This window comes from Reyranella sp. (assembly GCF_965229815.1).
Taxonomy (GTDB): Bacteria; Pseudomonadota; Alphaproteobacteria; order Reyranellales; family Reyranellaceae; genus Reyranella.
The window spans coordinates 2,705,441-2,721,239 of sequence record NZ_CBDDJN010000006.1; the positions used below are offsets into that span (position 1 = coordinate 2,705,441).

The 15,799-nt window shown below is 71.0% G+C and carries 17 protein-coding genes; 9 read left to right on the forward strand and 8 right to left on the reverse strand.

All coding sequences use genetic code 11. The annotated features are described in order from the left end of the window. Positions 1-153: 153 nt before the first annotated feature. On the reverse strand, positions 154-1,068 hold the full coding sequence (locus tag ACO073_RS24305) for a DUF2950 domain-containing protein (RefSeq protein ID WP_422001056.1): 915 nt from the start codon (positions 1,066-1,068) through the stop codon (positions 154-156). Then, positions 1,065-2,306: a DUF3300 domain-containing protein gene (locus ACO073_RS24310; protein ID WP_422001058.1), complete on the reverse strand. Its 1,242-nt coding sequence runs from the start codon at positions 2,304-2,306 to the stop codon at positions 1,065-1,067. Before ACO073_RS24310 ends, ACO073_RS24305 begins: the two co-directional genes overlap by 4 nt. Before the next feature lie 190 nt (positions 2,307-2,496). Between ACO073_RS24310 and ACO073_RS24315 the strand changes: the two genes are divergently transcribed. Further along, entirely contained in the window at positions 2,497-3,357 is an 861-nt protein-coding gene (locus tag ACO073_RS24315) for a bile acid:sodium symporter family protein (RefSeq protein WP_422001060.1), read from the forward strand. A 21-nt stretch (positions 3,358-3,378) separates the two neighbouring features. On the opposite strand, the gene ACO073_RS24320 is transcribed toward ACO073_RS24315, so the two are convergent. Next, a complete protein-coding gene (locus ACO073_RS24320) occupies positions 3,379-4,305 on the reverse strand; it encodes a LysR family transcriptional regulator (RefSeq protein ID WP_422001061.1) in 927 nt (308 codons plus the stop codon). Positions 4,306-4,589: 284 nt separating this feature from the next. Between ACO073_RS24320 and ACO073_RS24325 the strand changes: the two genes are divergently transcribed. The 3 genes from ACO073_RS24325 (at position 4,590) to ACO073_RS24335 (ending at position 7,904) form a co-directional block, all read left to right on the forward strand. Further along, positions 4,590-5,762 carry a patatin-like phospholipase family protein gene (locus tag ACO073_RS24325; protein WP_422001062.1) on the forward strand — a complete coding sequence of 391 codons (1,173 nt, stop codon included), beginning with the start codon at positions 4,590-4,592 and terminating at the stop codon, positions 5,760-5,762. A gap of 281 nt (positions 5,763-6,043) precedes the next feature. Beyond that, entirely contained in the window at positions 6,044-6,562 is a 519-nt protein-coding gene (locus ACO073_RS24330; RefSeq protein WP_422001064.1) for a DUF4142 domain-containing protein, read from the forward strand. 28 nt (positions 6,563-6,590) lie between these two features. Next, on the forward strand, positions 6,591-7,904 hold the full coding sequence (locus ACO073_RS24335; RefSeq protein WP_422001066.1) for an MFS transporter: 1,314 nt from the start codon (positions 6,591-6,593) through the stop codon (positions 7,902-7,904). A 38-nt stretch (positions 7,905-7,942) separates the two neighbouring features. On the opposite strand, the gene ACO073_RS24340 is transcribed toward ACO073_RS24335, so the two are convergent. Next, positions 7,943-8,632: a hypothetical protein gene (locus ACO073_RS24340; RefSeq protein WP_422001068.1), complete on the reverse strand. Its 690-nt coding sequence runs from the start codon at positions 8,630-8,632 to the stop codon at positions 7,943-7,945. Between the two features lie 194 nt (positions 8,633-8,826). Between ACO073_RS24340 and ACO073_RS24345 the strand changes: the two genes are divergently transcribed. Continuing rightward, positions 8,827-9,249 carry a cupin domain-containing protein gene (locus tag ACO073_RS24345; RefSeq protein ID WP_422001069.1) on the forward strand — a complete coding sequence of 141 codons (423 nt, stop codon included), beginning with the start codon at positions 8,827-8,829 and terminating at the stop codon, positions 9,247-9,249. A gap of 78 nt (positions 9,250-9,327) precedes the next feature. Then, positions 9,328-10,362, forward strand: a complete 1,035-nt coding sequence (locus ACO073_RS24350) for an HAD family hydrolase (protein ID WP_422001071.1) — start codon at positions 9,328-9,330, stop codon at positions 10,360-10,362. Between the two features lie 91 nt (positions 10,363-10,453). Here the strand turns inward: ACO073_RS24350 and ACO073_RS24355 are convergent, their stop codons facing one another. Next, entirely contained in the window at positions 10,454-11,653 is a 1,200-nt protein-coding gene (locus ACO073_RS24355; RefSeq protein ID WP_422001073.1) for a CaiB/BaiF CoA transferase family protein, read from the reverse strand. Between the two features lie 100 nt (positions 11,654-11,753). Here ACO073_RS24355 and ACO073_RS24360 point away from each other — a divergent pair, with 100 nt between their 5' ends. The 3 genes from ACO073_RS24360 to ACO073_RS24370 all read left to right on the forward strand — a co-directional run bounded on the left by ACO073_RS24360 (position 11,754) and on the right by ACO073_RS24370 (position 13,110). Continuing rightward, positions 11,754-12,080: a hypothetical protein gene (locus ACO073_RS24360; RefSeq protein WP_422001075.1), complete on the forward strand. Its 327-nt coding sequence runs from the start codon at positions 11,754-11,756 to the stop codon at positions 12,078-12,080. A gap of 113 nt (positions 12,081-12,193) precedes the next feature. Continuing rightward, positions 12,194-12,766, forward strand: a complete 573-nt coding sequence (locus tag ACO073_RS24365; protein ID WP_422001077.1) for a PadR family transcriptional regulator — start codon at positions 12,194-12,196, stop codon at positions 12,764-12,766. Positions 12,767-12,792: 26 nt separating this feature from the next. After that, a complete protein-coding gene (locus tag ACO073_RS24370; RefSeq protein WP_422001079.1) occupies positions 12,793-13,110 on the forward strand; it encodes a DUF2218 domain-containing protein in 318 nt (105 codons plus the stop codon). Between the two features lie 9 nt (positions 13,111-13,119). On the opposite strand, the gene ACO073_RS24375 is transcribed toward ACO073_RS24370, so the two are convergent. The 3 genes from ACO073_RS24375 to ACO073_RS24385 form a co-directional block, all read right to left on the reverse strand. Further along, on the reverse strand, positions 13,120-14,286 hold the full coding sequence (locus tag ACO073_RS24375; protein WP_422001081.1) for an MFS transporter: 1,167 nt from the start codon (positions 14,284-14,286) through the stop codon (positions 13,120-13,122). A gap of 94 nt (positions 14,287-14,380) precedes the next feature. Then, positions 14,381-14,947 (reverse strand): hypothetical protein, encoded by a 567-nt coding sequence (locus ACO073_RS24380; RefSeq protein WP_422001083.1) that lies wholly within the window; start codon positions 14,945-14,947, stop codon positions 14,381-14,383. Next, positions 14,944-15,798 carry a VOC family protein gene (locus ACO073_RS24385; RefSeq protein WP_422001084.1) on the reverse strand — a complete coding sequence of 285 codons (855 nt, stop codon included), beginning with the start codon at positions 15,796-15,798 and terminating at the stop codon, positions 14,944-14,946. Before ACO073_RS24385 ends, ACO073_RS24380 begins: the two co-directional genes overlap by 4 nt. Position 15,799 lies beyond the last annotated feature (1 nt).

Sequence of the window (15,799 nt, forward strand, 5' to 3'; positions counted from 1 at the left end):
GATGGCGCCCTGCATGGCGTAACCGCTGCCGAACGTCTTGATATGGTTCGCCGAGAGGCGCTGCGAGAGATAGTCGCCGCTGAGCAGGCCACCGAGACACGCCACCGACGCCGTCCGGTCCAGCACCTGACGGCCTACGCCCCGACCGCGGGATCAGGGCGGTGTGACATCCGCCTTGTCCCAGCCCTTGCCCGGATCGAAGCGGTTGATCGCGGCGGCCGCGGCCTCCGTATCAGGACCGAGGTCGCGCTCGTAGACGACGCCGTCCTGGTTGACCATGAAGGTCATCACGCCGGTGTCGTCGTAGACGACCGGCCAGGCGATGACGGCGAAGCCGCCGATCATCCGGCCGTTCACGAGATAGTCGTGGGCGCCGCCCGGCGCGTCGGGTCCCTGGGCGTAGAGCAGGCGGAAGCGATAGCCGTAGTAGCCGTGCGCGTTGCCGTTCTGGCCCCGCGACTGGGCGGTCGCCACCGCCGGCCCCAGCGGGCTCTCGGTCTCGCCCGGCGCCGTCTCCCAGTAGAGACCGTCCTTCCTGCCCGGCGTGCTGAGCAACCGCCGCGCATAGACCGGCGCGCCGACCTTCATCGGATCGAGCTGGGCGTAGTCGCGCTGGGCATCGACGATCGCCAGCAGCGTCTGGATCACCGACAGCTCGTCGCGGCCGATGCGCCGCGCCGTGACCTCGCGGCGGCCGGCCGCGACGTCGTAGCGCCATTCGCCGGCCTGCCGGACGATCGGGATCGGCGAGACCCAGCCGGTCGTGCCGACATGCACGCTCGCAGCGTCGCCGTCGACCACCACCTTGTGCTCCTTGTCCCAGGCCTCGAGAAACTTCTCGCGCAGCCGGTCGTGGTCGTCGGCATCGCCCAGCACGGAATCGAACCAGCCGGGCCCCAGCATGCCGTCGATCGCCGCGCGGTCGCCGCGGCGGATCGCATCGGTCAGCGCATCGGCCGCCGCCTGGGCGGTGGCGAAGCCGCGGAGATGGGCAGGCTGCGCGGTCGCCCCGGCGAACGCCAAGACGACCAGCAGGAGGGCGGCGATGCCGCGGAGCAGCGCGCTCATCGCCGGCCCCCGCGGTGGCCGCCGGCGCGGGGATGGCCCTGCGCCCGCGCCTGCTGGGCGCGGCCGCGCGCGGCCTCGCGGTTGACGCGCTGGCCATGGTCGACGCCGCGGATCGCCCCGCCGCCGTGCGAGACGCCGGCGGCGCGTCCCTTGAGGTCGGGATGCTGACCGGCGGGACGGTTCTGGACACGGTTCTGGATCTGCGGATGGCTGCCGTCGCCCGGGTGCGGCCCGTTCGGCCGGGTCGCCGGATGCGGCGCGTTGGCCCGTGCCGCCGCCTGCTGCCGCACCTGGCCGCCGCCCGCCGGTCCCTGCCTTGCGGGAGCGTCATGCAGCCGGCCGCGGAATTCCTGGCGCTGCGCCGCGTTGGGCGCGTGCTGCCCGTAGCGCTCGCGCGCCGCCGTGCTGCGATAGGCGACGCCCTTGCGATGCCCGGGGTCGTGCTGCCAGGTGCCGTTGCGGACATTGGCGGCGTTGAACGTGCGGTCGATGTTGACCGCGCGGTTCACGTCGACGTTGACGTAGCTGTTGCCACGCCCCCAGTTCCAGCCGCCGAACAGGGCCGAGGTCGCGGCCACGCCGGCGCCGAACAGCAGCCCGCGGGCCAGCGCCGATCCGTAGCCGTAGCCCGCCGGCGGCGGATAGGACACGGGCGGCGCCCCGGGATACGGCCACGTCCCGTAGACCGTGTTGGAATCGTAGGCCGGCACGTAGACGATCTCGGGACTGGCCGGCTCGATGACGATGGTCCGGTCCGCGCCGTCGCCCTGGCTCGTGACCTTCTGCTCCTTGCCGCTCTGGAGCGTGCCGGCATCGGCCGCACGGTTGCGCAGGCGCTGGATGGAATCCGCGACGTCCTGCTGCTGGGCCACCATGGCGTCGCCGATATTCTGCATCCAGTCGAGATGCTCGCTCATCTGCGCCACGACCTGGGGAAAGGCGACCAGCGACTTCACGCTGACGTCCCAGCTCTTGTCCTTCGCCGCGGCAACGGCGGCATCGCCCTTGAGGCCGGGATTGGCCTTCAGCCAGCGGCCGGCATCGACGACCTCGAGCGGATAGCTCGCCGCCATCAGCGTCTGGGCCAGCAGGGGATCGGGATAGAGCGCGATCGGGGCCAGCATCTGGTCGAGCTGCTGGTCAGTGAATGGCTTGTCGGCATCCTGGGCCGCCGCGGGACGGAGCCGCGGCAGGATCAGGGCCGCCGTGATCGCCATCATCATGATGCGACGGTTCATGGCCGTTTCCCCCGTGGCGTCCGCCGGCGATGCAGCCGGTGCGGGACGCGCACCCGAAGATGGGCTCCCGCCTGCACCGCTTCGACGTACAATCAGGCTATCGGTCGATAAGGGCGCCGTATTGGACCGGCCGGCGCCGGCAGACGACCGTGCACCCGCTGGCGACGCCACCGTCGCGGAAGGAGCCATCGTGGACGCGCAGCATGTCATCCTCCTCGCCCTGAAGGTGGCGATCGTGGGCACCGTCTTCGGCTACGGTCTGAAGGCCAGCGCGCGCGATTTCATCGATCTCGCCCGGCGTCCCGGGCTGATGCTGCGGTCGATCCTGGCCGTGCTGGTGATCCTGCCGGTCATCGTCGTCGTGCTGGTGAAGCTGCTCGACCTGCGGACGGCGACCGAAGCGGTGCTGGTGGCGCTCGCGATCTCGCCGGTCCCGCCGCTGCTGCCGCGCAAGCTCACGAAGGCCGGCGGCCTGCCGTCCTACGCGCTGGGGCTGATGATCGTGCTGGCCCTCGTCGCCGTGGTGGCGATCCCGCTCGCCGTCGAGATCCTGGCGCACGTCTTCGACCGGTCGCTGTCGGTCTCGGCCGGCACCATCGCCCGCATCGTGTTCGTGATGATCGTCGTGCCGCTGGCGGCGGGCATGGCCGTGCGCGCCTTCCTGCCGCGCGCGGCGGTCGTGCTGGAAAAGCCGGTGCGCTGGCTGTCGACCCTCCTGCTCGCCGTGGCCGCCCTGCTGCTCTTGGCCGGCAGCGTGGGCGCCGTCCGGCAGGCGCTGGGCGGCGGCACGGCGATCGCCCTGGTCGCCTTCGTCGCGATCGGGCTCGCGGTCGGCCACGTGCTGGGCGGCCCCGAGCCGGAGCACGCGACCGTGCTCGCTCTGTCGACGGCGTCCCGCCATCCGGCCATCGCGCTCGCGATCGCCGCCGTCAACTTCCCCAACGAGCAGTTCGTCGGGATCATCGTGCTGTACCTGCTGCTGAGCGCCGTGGTCTGCCTGCCCTATCTCGCCTGGCAGCGGCGCCGGTCAGGCCCGGCCGACGCGGGCTGAACGCGCGACCGCGCGACGGGCTCAGGTCTTCGCCGCCGCCATGGTCGCGGCTTCGCACCTGCGGGCGGCCTCGCGAAAGGCCTTCAGCGCCGGATGCTTCATGCGGTCGTGCCGCCACATGAGGGCCTGCTCCGTGCACAGCCACGGCGCCGAAAACGGCAGGGGCACGAGGTTGAGTCGCTCGGGCAGCATCGGCAGCGAGGCACGGGCGGCGATCCCGAGCGCGTCGGATCCCGCCACGACATCGCCGATCCCCAGCCAGCTGGTGCACAGGACCGACGGGACGTAGTGCCGGCCGTCGGCGGACAGGGCGCCGAGCGCGGAGGTCGCGGGCAGGTGCAGCGCGATCCGCCGCGGCAGGAGCGGCCCGACCAGGGAATACCGGGCGATATCGTCGATCGTGACCGACGGCCGGGCGACGAGCGGATGACCGGCCCGGCAGACGAACATGCCGGCCCGCCGCGGCAGGCGGCCGACGACGATCTCGTCGTTGCCCTTGAGGTCGCTCGCCTCGCCGACCGCGATGTCGAGCTCCGAAGCCATCAGGGCATCGGGGAGCTGATGCCACGGATGCTCGGTGCTGCGGATGCGGAGCCGGGGATGGGCCGCGCAGACCTCGCCGATCGCCCGGCCGAGCCAGACCTGGGTGGCGAAGGAGCCGGCGCCGATGCGGAACTCGCCGATCTGGAGGCCCTGGAGAAGGGCGACCTCGCGCCTCGCCTCGGCGACTTCCGAGACGATGCGGCGCGCACGGACGAGCGCCACCCGGCCGAACTCCGTGGGAGCGCACTCGCTCTTGCCACGCTCGAACAGGCGCGCGCCCAGCTCGGCTTCCAGGACCTGCAGGGCGCGGGTGAGGGCCGGCTGCGAGATGCCGAGCGAGCGCGCCGCCCGCTGGAAGCTGCGATGGGTATCGAGGGCGAGCGCCATCTCAAGTCGCCGGATCATCCTGCCGTCGGTCTCCCTTCGATGTCGCCCCGGACGATGGTATCGGCCAGGCGCCTGATCGCAAGCCATCCCGGATCGATCCGCCGGGATTGAACGGGACTGAACAATCGGCGCCGCGATCCTGGGCTATCCGCTGCACGGCTGCGGGGCTCGACCAGGGCGATCGGGGCCGAAGCACCAATATCCGCCGAAGCGCCCAACGGTCGCCCGGTCTCTCCGCAGGAAGGTACCACGACGTGAGTATCGCATTCTCTGGCCCGACGTCGCGACGCCGGGTACTCCGCATGACCGCCGGCGGAGCCTGTGCCGCCATTGCCCCGGGCTGCGCGACGCCTGCCCGCGGCCCCGCGCTGCCGCGCGACAAGCTCCTCGAGGCCAGCGTTCTCGGCCTGCCCAACGAACGCTTCTATCCCGTCCTGGGCAGCGAGGCGCTGGCCGCGGAGTTCGTTGCCGCCGGTGAGCGTCAGATGGCTCGGCAGGGCGTCGCTTCCCTCGCCGAGCTGAAGCTGGATCTGCTGGCCGTCTCCGGTGGCGGCGAGGACGGCGCCTTCGGCGCGGGCCTGCTGTGCGGCTGGACCGAGCACGGTGACCGTCCGACGTTCGACGTCGTCACCGGCGTCAGTACCGGTTCCCTGACGGCGCCGTTCGCCTATCTCGGATCCGGCTACGATCCGCAGCTGCGCTATGTCTATACCGGCATCACCGCCGCCGACGTGCTGCGGGAGCGCGGCGTGACGGCGGCGCTGTTCGACGATGCGCTGGCCGACAACGCGCCCCTGTTCCAGACCATATCGCGCGTCCTCGACGACCGGATGCTGCAGGACATCGCCCGCGCCTACCAGTCCGGCCGCCTGCTGCTGATCGGCACCACCAACCTCGACGCGCAGCAACCGGTGATCTGGAACATCGGGGCCATCGCCGCCAGCGGCCATCCCAGGGCGGCCGACACGATCCGGCGCATTCTGCTCGCCTCCGCCGCCGTGCCCGGCGCCTTCCCGCCGACCCTGTTCGACGTGACATCCGGCGACAAGAGCTACCAGGAGATGCACGTGGACGGCGGCGCCTTCGTCCAAAGCTTCCTCTATCCCGCGACCCTGACGACCCAACGCCGGCAGCGGATGGCGGCGCACCGCCCGGTCGCGACCGCAACCGCCTACATCATCCGCAACGGTCGGCTGGACCCCGACTGGGCCGACGTGCGCCGCGAGATGCTGGGCATCACCGGCCGGGCGATCTCCACCATGATCGTGGCCAGCGGCTACAACGACACGGTGCGCATCTACTACACGACCCAGCGCGACAAGGTGGCCTACAACCTCGCCTACATAGGCCCCGACTTCACCGGGAAGCTTCCCAAGCCGTTCGACCAGGACTACATGCGGGCGCTCTACGACTACGGATACCAGCGGGCACGCAACGGCTATCCCTGGGCCAGGAGGCCGCCGCTGGTCGAGTGACCGGCGGCGCAGCGGCTCGTTCGAACATTTTCGTGATCGGCTTGAACGGCCGGGGTCCGCGTGATCTCATCGCCCGCTGCCCGGTTGCATTCGTCGTATGTCGTGCACCGGCAACGGCCACTCGCCGAGCGACAGTTGGCGGTGAAGCGCGCGCGGCGTTCCGCCGGTCTGCTGGCGGCACGGATTACGACACGTCCAGCGTCGCGAAGCTGTTCACGGACAAGGCCGACCGGCGATGGCCCACGAACCGACATCTCGACCACTCGACTGAGGAGGAACCCATGACGCCGATCATCCGCCGCACCCTGCTCGGCCTGCTGGCCGTGGCACCCCTGGCCCACGTCCCCGCGGCCTACGCCGTCGACGCCCTGCCCGATGCCAGTTTCGTGGGCTTCGCGCAGACCGTGAACGACTTCGAGGTCCAGTCGGGCCAGCTCGCGCTCAGCCGCTCGACCGACGAGCGCATCCGCGGCTATGCCACGCGCGCCGTCGCGGAGTATCCCAAGGCGGCGCAGTCGCTGGCCCGCAACCGCAGCGAGGCGGGCGTGACCCTGGCGCCGGACGAGACGGTGCGGAAGATGGCCAACGACGCGATGGCGCGCCTCAACACGCTGCAGGGCGCGGCGTTCGATACCGCCTACGCCAACGCGCAGGTCGCCATCCAGACGGCTGCGGTCGCCCAGTTCGGCGCCTATTCGCAGAACGGCAAGAGCGGTCCCCTGCGCCGCTACGCGCAGGAAGTGCTGCCGCAGTCGCAGAGCTTCCTCGAATACGCCAAGCGCATCGCCGGCGGGCGCTGACGCGCGAGACGACCGGCGCGGCTGCGCCTTGCGCACGGCCGCGCCGGTCGGGCATCCTGCCCGCCATGCGTGCCGCGGAAGCCCTGCCCTGACGCTCTTCCACGGCTGGCGCGTCGTCGCCGTCTGCTTCGTCGTCGCCTCCTTCGGCTGGGGGCTGGGCCTGTTCGGCTCGAGCGTCTACCTCCAGGCGGTCACCGCCGCGCACGGCTGGGCCGTGGCCGAGGTCGCCTCGGCCATCACGCTCTTCTTCCTGGTGAGCGCCGCCGTGCAGCGCACGGTCGGCCGCAGCATCGACCGCTGGGGCCCGCGCCCCGTGCTGGCCCTGGGCACCGTCTCGATCGCGGCCGGCGTCGCGCTGATCGGCCAGGTGCAGGCGCCGTGGCAGCTCTATCCCTGCTTCGTGCTGGTCGGCATCGGCTGGTCGACGCTCTCGACCACCGGCCTCTCGGCGACAGTAGCGCCGTGGTTCGAGCGCCACCAGGGTCGCTCGATCACGCTCGCCCTGATGGGCGCCAGCATGGGCGCGATCGCGGGCGTGCCGCTGCTGCTGCTTGCGCTGGCGCGGCTCGGCCTCGGGCCGGGCCTCGCGACGGCAGCGCTCGTGGCGGCCCTCGTGCTCCTGCCGCTGATCGGCCGGGTGCTGCGCTTTCGCGGACCGGCCGACCTCGGCCTGCGGCGCGACGGCGATGCGCCGGCGCAGCCGGGCACACCGGCCGCCGCGTCCGCTCTCCCGCTTCCGCCGCCGCTCGGCGATCCGTCCGTCAGCCCGCCGGCGGTCCGGCGGGCGCTGCTGTGGAGCGCGGCGGCGGGCTTCGCGCTGGGACTCACGGTGCAGATCGGCTTCATCACCCATCACCTCGCCCTGGCCGCGCCGGCGCTGGGCGCCGCGGGCGCGGGCCTGCTGATCAGCGCCACCGGCGTCACCGCCTTCGCCGGCCGCCTGGTGCTGGCGCGCATCGTCGACCGGGTCGATCCGCGGCGGCTCGCCGCCGTCATCATGCTGGTGCAGACCGCGGCCCTTGCCGCGATCGCCCTCTTCCCCTCCGCCGCCGTGCTGGTCGCGGCGAGCCTGGTCTACGGCTACGGCATCGGCCACGTCACGACGCTGGGACCCGTCGTCGTCCGCCGCGAGTTCGGCGCCGCCGCCTTCGGCGCCACCTACGGCAGCGCCGCCACCGTCATCCAGCTCGTGTCGGCGCTGGGCCCGGCGCTGTTCGGCGTCCTGCGCGATGCCTTCGCGGGCTATGGGCCGGTGCTGGGGATGGCGGCCGCGGGAACCGCGATGGGGGCGGCGGTGCTGATGGGAGGACGGCGGAGCGTGCGGCGCGTTCCGTCGTCTTGACCGGAGCGCGAAGCACGTAGCGATGCAGCGACCCGACGTCAGTTCGTCGGGGGTCGATCCGACTGCCTGGGATTGACCAGCTTGGCTGCGGCCGGCCTTGAACCCGGCGCCTTCGGATCGCCTGCCTTCGGATCGGTCACCTTGCCGTCCACGGCCTTGGCATCCGTCGGCTGGGCGTCCGCTGCCTTCATGTCCGCGGCCGGATCGGCCGGCTTCGGCTCCGCCTCGTGGGCGGCCGAGGACATGTAGAGGTATTCGTCGCCGCCCGCGGCGCGGCCTTCCTTGAAGACGGCGGTGGCGCGAGCACGGTCGCCGGCCTTCCAGAAGGCTTCCGAGACGTCGCGGTAGACGATGCCGGTGGCGCTCGCGCGGATCGCCGGGTCGGTCAGGCTGAGCGCCCCCTTGGCCTGGATGAAGCTGCCCTCCCCGCCCGTCCTGTCGCCGCCCATGATCTGGTAGCCGGCCAGCGCGCCGTAGGCGAGCGCCAGCGTCCCGCAGTTGACGTTGGCGCTGCGCGAGCACTGGTCGGGCCCCGAGAAGCGCTCGACCTCCTTGCGCGCCAGGCTCACCGCCGTCTTCTGGTCGCCGTCCTCGGACGCCTTCAGGGCGGCTTCCTGGTAGGAGGCGCTGGAGCCGGCGCAGGCGGCCAGCAGCGCGGCGCCCGCCCCGATCGCGACAAGGTTCCCCAGCCTCCCGCCGCGGCGGCGGCCCCGGGACGAGCCCGTCATGTCCGTACCTTCAACAGAATCCCCCAGCCCCGCCCCTCCGGTCGCTTCTGCCCCGGAAGATGGCGCGTCGGTCACGTTCGATGGTCCTGGCCACAGGCAATAGAACGCCGGACACGGTCGTGTCTAATGGTCCCGCCTCGACAAGCCGCGCGGCCGGGCGGAAACTCGCCGTCCGACCAGCCGGGAGGGAAACAATGGCCGACATCAAGGACTGGGCCTTCAGCCACGATCTCGCGAGCGACGCCACATGGACGCCGGGACTGCGCGAGATCTTCGAGTACCGCGACCTCGCCATCAAGAGTTCGACCAGGGGCGACTATGTCGCCCACGTCATCCGCCACAACGGCAAGGAGATGAAGGACGAGGTGCAGCAGTGGCATGTCCACGACTGCACCTTCCAGATGGTCTACGTGCTGAACGGCTGGGCCACCTTCGAATATGCCGGCCAGGGCGTGCACACGATCCGCAAGGGCGACTGCATCAACCAGCGCCCGGGCATCCCCCATCGCGAGATCGCCTGCTCGGACGATTTCGAGGTGCTGGAGATCGTGGCGCCGGCCGACTTCAAGACGCGGGTCGTGGACGCGCCGCCGGAGAGCCGGCAGGCGGCCGAGTAGACGCCGTTTTCAACGGAGCACGGTGCCGCCGCCCAGGCCGCGCTGACACGGCGCGCGTTACGCGAAGGGAGCTCGATCATGGAGCTGACACGCCGACGGACGATGCGTCTGGTGCCGGGCGCCCTGGTTTCGGCCGGGCTCGCCGGAGGAGCCGTGATGGCGTCGCCATGGCGGCCGGCGTTCGCCCAGGCCGATCCCCTGCCCTCGTGGAACGACGGCGCCGCGAAGCGGTCGCTCCTCGATTTCGTCGCCCGCACGACGGCACCGGGCGGCGCCGACTTCGTGGCGGCGCCCGAACGGATCGCGGTGTTCGACAATGACGGCACGCTGTGGACCGAGCAGCCCTTCTACTTCCAGGCCGCCTTCGCCATCGACCAGGCGAAGGCGATGGCGCCGCAGCATCCCGAGTGGAAGGACAGGGAGCCGTTCCGCTCGGTCCTGGCCGGCGACATGGCGGGACTGGCCGCGACCGGCGAGAAGGGCCTGCTCGAGCTGCTGGCCGTCACCCATGCCGGCATGACCGTCGAGCAATTCAACCGATCGGTCACCGACTGGATCGCGACCGCGCGGCATCCGAAGTTCGGCCGGCCCTACACCGACCTGATCTTCCAGCCGATGCTCGAGCTGATGGCGCTGCTGCGCGCCCACCAGTTCAAGACCTACATCGTCTCGGGCGGCGGCATCGAGTTCATGCGGGCCTGGACCGAGAAGGTCTACGGCATCCCGCCCGAGCAGGTCGTGGGTTCCTACGGCGTCGTGAAGCTCGAGCGCCGCGACGGCCAGCCGGTGCTGGTCAAGGAGAAGGCCGTCGACTTCATCGACGACGGACCGGGCAAGCCGGTCGCCATCAACCACTTCATCGGCCGCCGCCCGGTCCTCGCCTTCGGCAACTCCGACGGCGACCTCGAGATGCTGCAGTACACGGCCGCCGGTTCCGGCCCGCGCCTCATGGGCCTGGTCCACCACACCGACGCCGGGCGCGAGTTCGCCTACGACCGGCAGAGCCACTTCGGGAAGCTCGACAAGGCGCTCGACGAGGCCCGGCAGCGCGGCTGGACCGTGGTCGACATGAAGGCCGACTGGAACACGGTCTATCCCTTCCAGAAGAAGTGAGCGCCAGGAACGTGTCCATGAGCGAACCTGGAGGTCCGCGCTCCAAAGACGCGCCACGGCGTGGCGCACTCCGTGCCGCTCGGGGGTCTTGCTACGCCTGTAGGACGCCGAGGCCCTTGAGCCGATCGATCTCGGCGGCCGAGTAGCCGGCGTCGCGCAGCACCGCCTCGGAATGCTGGCCGACCGCGGGCGCGCGGGCCGGGGCGACCTTGGTCTCGCCTTCGACGTGGAAAGGGCTCGACACGGTGAGGCCGGCGCCGTCGGCGAAGGGCACCAGGGCGCCGATGAGGCGGGACTGCGGATCGTCGCCGGCCTCGTCGACGGACGCGACCGGGCCGAAGGTGACGCCCGCCTTCTCGAGGATCGGCCGCCACTCGGCGAGATCGCGGGTGGCGAAGATCCGCTCGAGGATCGTCGTCAGCGCCGGCGCGTTGGCGCGGCGCTCGGCCTGGGTGGCGAAGCGCGGATCCTCGGCCAGGTGCTCGGCGTCGATCGCCTTCAGGAAGCTCGCGAGCTGGCGGGCCTCGTTGTGCAGGGCCATCAGGAACCAGCGGCCGTCGCGGCAGCGATAGTGGTTGGCGAGCGCGCTCGGCGTCGCGCGCCGCGGCGGCCGGTGGGCAACATGCTCGCCGAACAGGCGGTTCTGCACATAGCAGCCGTTGGCCCACAGGCCGTTCTGCAGCAGCGAGGTCTGGGCGACGCCGCCTCGTCCCGTCTTCTCGCGGCGATAGAGTGCGGTCACGATGGCGGCGTAGAGCGCGGTCGCGGTCGGATGGTCGCCCATGCCCGGCATCGACCGCACCGGCTCGGTGTCGGGCGTGGCCCGCACCATGTCCATCAGCCCGGTGCGCGCCCAGTAGGCGGTGGCGTCGAAGCCGGTGCGGCCGGACTCGGCACCGACCTCGCCATAGGCCGTCATCGAGCCGTAGATCAGCCGCGGGTTGACGGCCAGCAGATCGGCGGCGGCGATCTTGAGTCGTTCGCGCACCGGCAGCGGGAAGTTTGTGATGAAGATGTCGGTGGTGGCGAGCAGCCGGTGCAGCACGGCGAGGCCGTCGGCCTGCTTGAGGTCGATGGCGAGGCTGCGCTTGTTGCGGCTGGTGAGCTGCCACCAGTAGTCGGTGGTCCTGCCCGGCACGGGTGGCGAGCCCCGCCACGGATCGCCGGCGCCGGGCGGCTCGAGCTTGATCACCTCGGCGCCGAAGTCCGAGAGGATCGTGGCTGCGGCCGGCCCGGCGATCCAGCTCGCGCAGTCGATCACCCGCAGCCCGGAAAAAATGCCCTCAGCCATCCGTCGCCACCTTCCTCGTCGCCGGGTCTCGCCTAACGCCCCGGACCCTCCTACGCTCTGCCGGCAGGATCGGAGAACCGGCCGCCTCAGGAGGACGCCCATGGCTACAGCCTATCTCATCGTTCGGGCAAGACTGGTGCACCTGTCCGACCGCGAACGGCTCGACGCCTGGTACGGCAAGGAGCACCTGCCCAGCGCTTTCAAGGGCTTCAAGGCGCGCCGGGCGTGGCGCTGCTGGAGCAGGACCAACCCGCTGGTGCACATCGCGCTGTACGAGTTCCCCAGCGTCGAGGAAGCCGAGGCCATCCTCGATTCGCGGGCGCTGGCCGAGCAGATCGCCGAGTTCGACCGCGCCTGGCCCGGCGTCACCCGCACCCGCGAGATCGTCGAGGTCGCCGACGAGCTGACGGCCGCAGCCGACGCCTGACGCCCGAGCACCTGACGCTTGACCCCGGGACTTGAAGATTCCTCTCGACTGCCCCACATAAGTCTTATTAAGATATATCTTAGTCATATCCAAACACGTCAAGAAAGGACGCAATGAGATCCCATCATCACTCCCACGGCCGGCCGTCCGGCCCGCACGGTCACCGCCACGGCCATCGCCACGGGCGCGGCGGCTGGGGCGAGCGCGAGGACGGGCAGGGCCGCCGCCGGCGCCTGTTCGACGCCGGCGAGCTTCGGCTCGTGCTGCTGCGGCTGATCGCCGAGCAGCCGCGCCACGGCTACGAGTTGATCCGCGCCATCGAGGCGCAGACCGGCGGCAGCTACGTGCCGAGCCCCGGCGTGGTCTACCCGACCCTGTCGGTGCTCCAGGACATGGGCCAGATTGCCGAGGCCGAGGCCGAGGGCGCGCGCAAGCCGTTCGCCGTCACGGCCGAAGGCGAGGCCGAACTCGGCGAGCGCAAGGACGATGTCGAGGCGCTGATGGCGCGCCTGTCGCAGCTCGCCAGCGAGCGGCGGCATACCGAGCACGGGCCGGTGCGGCGCGCCGTCGAGAACCTGCGCAATGCGCTGCGCTACCGTCTCGAGCGCGACGACGTGCAGGCCGAGACCGTGCACGAGGCCGCCGCCATCCTCGACGAGGCCGCGCGCCGCATCGAGCGCCTCTGATCCCCCAACCGAAAAGAACCAGGACCATGACGCATTCCCACGTCCGCGTGCCGACGGCGCACGCCAGCCGCTACCTCCAGCAGCTCTGCAAACACTGGAGCCACAATCTCGCCGTCTCGTTCGACGAGCGGCAGGGCACGGTGACCTTCCCGCGCAACGCGCGCGGCGCCGACTGGCCGGCCGATGCGACGCTTCGCCTGCAGGCCCATGAAGAGGGGCTGGATTGCGACCTCGAAGCGAGCTCGGACGGCCAGCTCGAGGCGCTGAAGGGCGCGGTGGCCCGCCATCTCGACCGCTTCGCCTTCCGCGAGGCGCCGCTCGCCTTCGACTGGCGCGACCGCTGACCCTGGCCGTCACGGGGCGAGGCCCGGCCGCACCCGCATGCCGTTCAAGAGCAGCAGAATGGCGAAGGCCGCCACGCTCAGCCCGCCGAGCAGCGCGAACGTCACCGGTGCACCGATGCGGGCCATGAGTTCCGCCAGGATCGGCGGAGCCAGGGCATTGATCAGGTTCATCGGCAAGGCGATGGTCGCCATCGCCGCGGCATAGTCGGCCTTCCGGAAGAACACGAGCGGCATCGTGGCCCGTGCCACGGCGAAGGCCCCGCTCCCCACGCCGAACAGCGCGAGATAACCCGCGACGGACAGCGTCCCGGCTCCACCGATCCAGATTGCCACGAGGCCCAGCGGGATCATCGCTCCCGAGACGATCGCGGTCGACAGCCCGTCCCATCGCCGTCCGCCCAGGAGATCGATCAGGCGGCCGCCGACCTTGGCGACGCCGAGGAGCGACGCAATCGCCACCGCGCCGGCCAAATCCATGCCCATGGCTTGCAGTAGCTGAATGCCGACGGCCTCGATGCCGAAGGTGACGAAGCTGTTGAGGGCGATGGCGGCGACCAGCAGGACGAACACGCGACCGGTGCGGCGCCGTCCCTCCGGGGGGACCGTTTCCGTCGAGCCTTTGGTCTCCGGCAGACAGAGCCGGGTCATCGGACAGATCGCCAGGACCATGATCGCGGCGTAGATCAGCGCGACCCCGCGCCATCCGACCAAGCCGCCAAGGAAGCCGGTGATCGGCCAGAAGACACTGCCGGCAAGGCCGGTCACCAGCATCAGGGTCCCGATCAGGGTGCGCGCCCGATCCTCGGCATAGTCCGCGACATAGGCGTAGGCCGAGGTCGTCAGGAACAGGGCGCCACCCACACCCGTCAGCGCCCAGGCCCCCCAGAACAGCGCGATGCCCGGCGAAACCGCGAGGAGCGCGAGCCCGAGACCGATCGTGCCGGCTCCTGCCGCCATGACCTCGCGCGTTCCGAAGCGACGGAAGGCGCGGCCCGCCCAGGGCGCCGCGAGTCCCATCGTGACGTACATCACCGAGGTCCCGAGAAACACCGAGGGCAGAGAGCATCCGAATGTCGCGGCGACCCGCGGCGCCATCACCGGCAGGAGCCCGACCATGCCCCAGCCGGCGATCTGGGTCAGCGCGAGGATGAACAGGACAGGAAGGTGACGCGGCATCGTGCGGTCGTAGGCCGGCAATATGACAGACCCGACTCGCAGATGCGAATAATTCGCAGTGCCTGTTGATCGATCCGCCGGTCGCGCAACAACCTCAGGACGGGCGTGTCTGCGCCAGCCTGAGCGAGTCGAGGAAGCGCGTCGCCGCGGCCCGCGAGGCCGGGTCCTTCTTGGCCGTGACCAGCAGGCGGTAGAGGCGATCCTTGACGATGTAGGTGCGCATCATGACGGCGGCACCCTGGGCGTCCTCGATGTCGAGCGCGTAGCCGTCCCAGCCCTGCAGGGCGACGGGCTCGTCGCGCACGTAGGTGAACTTGGCGCGCGGGAACGCCTTCTCGGCCTCGCCGCGGCCGAGGTCGCGGGCCATCTGCCTGCTGTCCTGCTTGGAGAACCAGCCGGGCGAGTAGTCGACATAGTCGAAGTCGAACATCTCGCCGTCGCGCTTGGACGACCAGGAGAGCCGCTCGGAGGCATGGCCCTGCTCCTTCTCGGCGGCGCGGCTTTCCTTGACCGGCGACGGCATCTCGATGCGGAAGCTGAGGTCGCGGCCGACCACGGTCTGCCAGGCTTCCGACGGGTCGGCGGTCTGGGCGGCGGCGGGCCGGGTGACAGCGGGCAGGGCCGCCGACAGGAGGGCGAGGACGAGGAGACGGCGCTTCATGATTTGGGTACGAGATCCTTTCGGCCGGACCATTCCCAGGCGAGGCCGGTGCGGGAGACGCCGAGCAGCAGCCCGTGCAGTTCCCTGGGATGCACCCAGCCGCCATCGGGATCGGTGGCCGCGTCGTCGCCGCGCGGCGTGTAGCGCGCGTCGGCCTCGAGCAGGCGGTCCCGGATGGCCGGCCAGTCGTGCGTTTCGACATAGCACATGTAGAGCGAATCGCCGTGCTTCTTCACGAAGCGTCCCATCGCCTGGACGTCGTCGGTCGCCTGGCTGAGCTCGATGCGGTCGAGCCGGTTGGGCGGATCGAACAGGGTGAGCGTGCCGACATAGCCGAAGCGTTCGCTGCCGATCTCGCTGAAGCGCGACGGGTCGAGGCCGAACAGGCCGGCATAGACGGCGGCGACGCGACGCCAGTCGCTGGCCAGCGTGTTGGTCGTCTCGTAGAGGAACGAGACCGGCCCGACGCGCGGCCGGTAGGTGCTCCCGGAGATCACGAGGGGCAGGCCGAACGTCGTGTCGGGCGCCAGGTAGAGCTGCTCGCCGTCGCGGTCGTAGGCGACGCCCAGCCCCTGCCAGCGCCGCGCCATGCCGTCGAGATCGGCGGTGCAGTAGCCGGCGGTCATGAGCCCCTCGCCGCGCCGCGCGAGGAAATCCTGCGCCAGTCCCGCGCCGTCGGGTTCGCACAGCTCGAACTCGCTTTCGCCCACGGCCAGCACGGTCCGCCGGGCCGCAAGATGGCGGCTGTGGTCACGGCGCGCCACCTCGGCACCGAGCAGCCGCCCGAAGCGCTGGGCCGCCCGGGCCGCATCCTGCACGGCGATCTGCACGCGGTCGCAACGGTCGAGCATT

What these genes read in the sequence shown, in the direction of transcription:
- ACO073_RS24305 (WP_422001056.1), bottom strand. Translation starts at nt 1,068, where the DNA reads ATGAGCGCGCTGCTCCGCGGCATCGCCGCCCTCCTGCTGGTCGTCTTG.
- ACO073_RS24310 (WP_422001058.1), bottom strand. Translation starts at nt 2,306, where the DNA reads ATGAACCGTCGCATCATGATGATGGCGATCACGGCGGCCCTGATCCTG.
- ACO073_RS24320 (WP_422001061.1), bottom strand. Translation starts at nt 4,305, where the DNA reads ATGATCCGGCGACTTGAGATGGCGCTCGCCCTCGATACCCATCGCAGC.
- ACO073_RS24325 (WP_422001062.1), top strand. Translation starts at nt 4,590, where the DNA reads ATGACCGCCGGCGGAGCCTGTGCCGCCATTGCCCCGGGCTGCGCGACG.
- ACO073_RS24330 (WP_422001064.1), top strand. Translation starts at nt 6,044, where the DNA reads ATGACGCCGATCATCCGCCGCACCCTGCTCGGCCTGCTGGCCGTGGCA.
- ACO073_RS24340 (WP_422001068.1), bottom strand. Translation starts at nt 8,632, where the DNA reads ATGACGGGCTCGTCCCGGGGCCGCCGCCGCGGCGGGAGGCTGGGGAAC.
- ACO073_RS24345 (WP_422001069.1), top strand. Translation starts at nt 8,827, where the DNA reads ATGGCCGACATCAAGGACTGGGCCTTCAGCCACGATCTCGCGAGCGAC.
- ACO073_RS24350 (WP_422001071.1), top strand. Translation starts at nt 9,328, where the DNA reads ATGGAGCTGACACGCCGACGGACGATGCGTCTGGTGCCGGGCGCCCTG.
- ACO073_RS24355 (WP_422001073.1), bottom strand. Translation starts at nt 11,653, where the DNA reads ATGGCTGAGGGCATTTTTTCCGGGCTGCGGGTGATCGACTGCGCGAGC.
- ACO073_RS24360 (WP_422001075.1), top strand. Translation starts at nt 11,754, where the DNA reads ATGGCTACAGCCTATCTCATCGTTCGGGCAAGACTGGTGCACCTGTCC.
- ACO073_RS24365 (WP_422001077.1), top strand. Translation starts at nt 12,194, where the DNA reads ATGAGATCCCATCATCACTCCCACGGCCGGCCGTCCGGCCCGCACGGT.
- ACO073_RS24370 (WP_422001079.1), top strand. Translation starts at nt 12,793, where the DNA reads ATGACGCATTCCCACGTCCGCGTGCCGACGGCGCACGCCAGCCGCTAC.
- ACO073_RS24375 (WP_422001081.1), bottom strand. Translation starts at nt 14,286, where the DNA reads ATGCCGCGTCACCTTCCTGTCCTGTTCATCCTCGCGCTGACCCAGATC.
- ACO073_RS24380 (WP_422001083.1), bottom strand. Translation starts at nt 14,947, where the DNA reads ATGAAGCGCCGTCTCCTCGTCCTCGCCCTCCTGTCGGCGGCCCTGCCC.
- ACO073_RS24385 (WP_422001084.1), bottom strand. Translation starts at nt 15,798, where the DNA reads ATGCTCGACCGTTGCGACCGCGTGCAGATCGCCGTGCAGGATGCGGCC.